Genomic DNA, 4,172 nt, shown 5'->3' with positions numbered 1-4,172 from the left:
GATATTTATATAAAAAATAGAAAAAATAAAACAAACACACTAAAAAATGGTAACATTTAAAGGAGGTTTGTCATGGAATGGAGGTGTGATGAAGAGAAACATAAAAATCATCCCTGTAGTGAAAAAGATTGAATGAGAAAGTAAGGTAAAAGGTTAGAAGAAGGATTGGCTTCGTACGAAAAAAAATTGAAAGATTCGGTGATTTTGTGATTAAACGAAAAAGTTATTTTGATTCTAATCTAGCCATGTTAATCATCATTCTGATGGTTTTCAGCAGCGTTAGTTTATACAGTGCGCAAAAATACGCACAGCTTGATATAGATTATTTCAAGCAGCAAATTGTCTGGTTTGTTATTAGTGGTCTGATTGTGCTGGCCATTTTTTATTTTGATTTTGAGACGATCATGAAACTGACTCCATATATATACTCATTTGGTATTTTCCTGCTTTTATTCGTTTTATTAGGACCAAAGAGTATTGCCCCAGTCCGGAAGGGGGCAAAATCTTGGATTGAAATTCCAGGATTAGGCTCCATACAACCATCCGAGTTCATGAAAATATTTTTAATATTGATGTTGTCCTATATACTGACAAAACATATAGACAAGTTTCCAGTAGGGGACATAGGCACCGATTGTAAACTATTATTTAAAATGGGGGTGATAGCAGCTTTACCAATTGGTTTAACGCTACTGCAAAATGACTTTGGTACTTCCCTGGTGATGGCCGTCATCACGATGGGAATCGTTTTAGTATCGGGGATTAATTGGAAGATGATAGCATCTGTAGTTGCTTTAGTGGTCAGTATCGTATGTTCCTTGGTAGTCATCTACTTGTATGATCCTGATCTATTATTGAACTTACTGGATGGCTATCAACTGGATAGGATTAATTCTTGGCTGGATCCATTTAGTCATGGCCAAGGAATCGGTTATCAATTGAAGCAATCCATATTAGCGATCGGTTCAGGTATGACGGAAGGGAAAGGCTTCAATCAAAGCAATGTATATATTCCTGAAGCACATACCGATTTTATATTTACGATCGTTGCTGAAGAATTTGGGTTCATTGGAGCGAGTTTGCTAATCTCCCTCTATTTCTTCATTATTTATAAAATCGTTGCAACTGCACTGAATTCTACATTTTTTGAATCTTTTATTTGTGTGGGAGTCATCTCCTTCTTGACTTTTCACATATTTCAAAATATCGGAATGGTCATCGGTCTAATTCCTATCACAGGAATTCCGCTGCCATTAATGAGCTATGGAGGGAGCTCGGTGATGGCTACTATGATGGGACTTGGCTTGGTATTGAATGTTTCATTGAAAAAAAGGGATTATATGTTTTCGAATGAGTGACAAAAATATTTGCGCTTCTTGCAGGATGTATTTAAAAGACGAAAAAATGACTAATTTAGATAGAGTAGAGTTGCCTAAACTTAAAAAGGATGGTTAGAACTATGTGATCTTTTCACACTAACTCTAGCCGGGATTGAAATGTTAGCAAAAAGATCAAGCATTGCTTGGTCTTTTTTTTAATAATAAAACTAGGATATTGCTTAACAAATAGTATGAAAGCATTTAAATGTAGGAGGAAATGAGACATTTGGAAATTATCGGAAGTCTCGTAATAAGTAGGGTTTTTGATGACGTCTAAGTGAAACAGTCAAAGAATCGTCTTTCAAAAAAAAACGACTTCTTTCTTAAAATTTCCTTGACCGAGACCTATTCCCAGTTTGGATTAACTCATAAAATCATAAGTTAAGAATCGATTTTTGATTTATAGTTCTTTGAGCCCGGGAATCTATCTTTTTTTGAAAATCACTATGAATATAGATACATTTTTATACGAATGTTACAATTAAGTAGTAACTAATGCTCTATAAACAAATTACTGGTTTGGGAAATAATAAATCGAGGAAATGGAGAATAAGATGAATTTGAAAATATTATTGAGAATAGGTATCTTTTTATTATTTTCTTTTCTTATGATTTTTGATTATTTCCCTCATATCATTTTCAATGACAGTCCTAAAACGGCACTGACAATTGGAATGATCTCATTAGCGATTATCTATATTGTCATTAATCAAAAGACTGAAAAAAATTGTGAAACAAATTCATTAATTGGAGAATCAGCATTTATTTTTTATATGTTAGTGCTAATAGGAGCATTAACGTTATTGGGGGGGGGAATCCACTGTAGGAATCTCCTTGAAAAATCCTATTTTATGGTTTGTTTTATTATTAACCATAGTAGATATGACTGTAAGATATAGGAGGAAAAAGAACTCTTACAAAGGCACAGTGAACCGAAGAAGTTAGACATTTTATTTATTGGGCAGCCATGAGGGCATGAACCCGGTTATCTACCGAGCTCATGCTTTTAATTAACATTAACATGTTGATTTGAGAGAATAAATTGAATGCTTAGTTCAAAAAAAGAAATGATTCTTATATTATAAATATCGGAGAGAAAACATAGCAAGAGGGGATAATTGAAAGTATACTTTTGCTGTAACCTTTGTTGTTTTTACAACTAAAAGAAGAGCTTAGTCAAATTTCCGCAGTTGGTTTGAGAGCTTTTTCCCATGTCCTTGGAGTCCAAGACGTTCTTGTAAACGGCTTGGAAGTATAAAAGTCATATTTTGCATAACCTCATATGTAATGTCTTCTTGGTTTGTATAACCCGAAATTTCTTCTCCTAACATTGCCAAATCAAAGGGTGCATGGCAATATATTGTTTCAGCCAACTTTGTATATAGTTCATCGATTTTCTTTAACCAAGGATTTAATTCAATAATAAGGGGATACTTGTATTTGTATTTCAGTTCTAATGCAGCTTGAGGTATGGCAATTTCTAAGCAATCTGACTCGCCGTTCACTCTGGTGACGGTAATCACACAAGGTAGTTCATTTGAATTTGGAAGATATAAGATTCCATAAAATTGGTTAACGCTGTTCTCTTCAATATTAAATGGTAGTGATACAGAATTCTTTTGATACTCTTTTTTATCCTCCCAAATCTCACTGAAGAAATTACTTTTACTCAAAGCAGTAAGTGCTTCATTTACCCTTTTGTTATCACCAAATGGGTGATATTCGATCGAAAGTTCGTAAAATCCGCCAATCCAATTTTCAGGGCTGTAAAAACCATCAAAATCCATTCATTTTTCAACTCCATGTTAGAAAAGCCTTAAGAGTACCCTTATTTCGCTATGAACCGGATCGCGTAATCTTTTCCATTTATATTTTTGAGCAAGGATTTTATTAATTCAGCGTACCTTTCCTCCAGCCAATCTCGAGCGAATTCATTAGGTGCAACTAATGTCATTTTGTCATTTTCAATCGAAGATACGAACACATCTTTAAATCATGTTTCATAACTCGGCTTTGAGATCTTTTTCTGCAATTGTACTTTAACTAACTAGAATAAATCATCATGTTCATCCGATGATTCCGTATGTAATTGGACATCTTCAATCGGTTGTTCAGCTTCTTTTTCCTCTGGTGTTAAATGATCTATTATCGTGGTGGCACGTCTTAATTCATGTTCAAGTGAAAGTTTAAGCTCTTGTAACTCCTTCATTAATGTATCTTCAGATTTGTCATTTCCATCCATTTTAATCCCCCCCTTGCTGTAAGGTTTTTCGATCTATTTATTATAGCCTCATTTTTTGTTCTTGTCCTAGTACGAATTTTAAACTTGAAGGGGAGGGTAGTAAGATGTATGAAGGAGTGGTACTTTCAGTTATCAAATTGTAGAAGATGTGGTACTCTTTTTTATCAAGAATAGAATACAAGAGTTGGAGGTGATTTAGTGAGGGAGTAGCAGCTGCATGGACTACCCAGTGAATAGTAAAGAGCCTTCCCATGAATTCCGAGTGATATTACCTGAAGTTAACTTGAGCCCATGAAGATCTACAGTAGGGTGAACAATCGAGTTTCATTTCTGTTTTTAGACCAGTTAGAAACCAATTGGTTCTTTTCCGTGTCCTAGTAAATTCAATAGTTTATCTAGTTCCTGACTTTTATGTAATGTTTTTGGGGCAGTAAATCCATATATGAATGCTGTAGTTATTAATTCTTTCCTCAATATCTCAATTTTTTCATGTAATGCTTCCATACTCTCCAATGCAAGATCCCTCAAGTACTTTCATTTTTATTATAAAT

6 protein-coding genes are annotated in these 4,172 nt (G+C 34.1%); 2 read left to right on the top strand and 4 right to left on the bottom strand.

Annotation, left to right across the window (positions count from 1 at the left end; translation table 11 throughout):
• The first annotated feature begins 206 nt into the window (after window positions 1–206).
• Both ACFWE9_RS26135 and ACFWE9_RS26130 read left to right on the top strand, forming a co-directional pair.
• Complete coding sequence (locus ACFWE9_RS26135) at window positions 207–1,358, top strand: FtsW/RodA/SpoVE family cell cycle protein (RefSeq protein WP_377359567.1); 1,152 nt, start codon at window positions 207–209, stop codon at window positions 1,356–1,358.
• A gap of 575 nt (window positions 1,359–1,933) precedes the next feature.
• Complete coding sequence (locus ACFWE9_RS26130) at window positions 1,934–2,278, top strand: hypothetical protein (RefSeq protein WP_377359565.1); 345 nt, start codon at window positions 1,934–1,936, stop codon at window positions 2,276–2,278.
• A 273-nt stretch (window positions 2,279–2,551) separates the two neighbouring features.
• Here ACFWE9_RS26130 and ACFWE9_RS26125 read toward each other — a convergent pair whose 3' ends face one another.
• The 4 genes from ACFWE9_RS26125 to ACFWE9_RS26110 form a co-directional block, all read right to left on the bottom strand.
• Window positions 2,552–3,166, bottom strand: a complete 615-nt coding sequence (locus tag ACFWE9_RS26125) for a hypothetical protein (RefSeq protein ID WP_377359563.1) — start codon at window positions 3,164–3,166, stop codon at window positions 2,552–2,554.
• A gap of 41 nt (window positions 3,167–3,207) precedes the next feature.
• Window positions 3,208–3,363: a DnaA N-terminal domain-containing protein gene (locus ACFWE9_RS26120; protein ID WP_377359561.1), complete on the bottom strand. Its 156-nt coding sequence runs from the start codon at window positions 3,361–3,363 to the stop codon at window positions 3,208–3,210.
• Between the two features lie 63 nt (window positions 3,364–3,426).
• Entirely contained in the window at window positions 3,427–3,621 is a 195-nt protein-coding gene (locus ACFWE9_RS26115; RefSeq protein WP_377359559.1) for a hypothetical protein, read from the bottom strand.
• A 345-nt stretch (window positions 3,622–3,966) separates the two neighbouring features.
• Window positions 3,967–4,125 carry an aspartyl-phosphate phosphatase Spo0E family protein gene (locus ACFWE9_RS26110; RefSeq protein ID WP_230156722.1) on the bottom strand — a complete coding sequence of 53 codons (159 nt, stop codon included), beginning with the start codon at window positions 4,123–4,125 and terminating at the stop codon, window positions 3,967–3,969.
• Window positions 4,126–4,172 lie beyond the last annotated feature (47 nt).

This window comes from Peribacillus sp. NPDC060253 (assembly GCF_042727425.1).
GTDB lineage: Bacteria > Bacillota > Bacilli > Bacillales > DSM-1321 > Peribacillus.
This window is presented reverse-complemented; position numbering and strand designations above follow the sequence as displayed.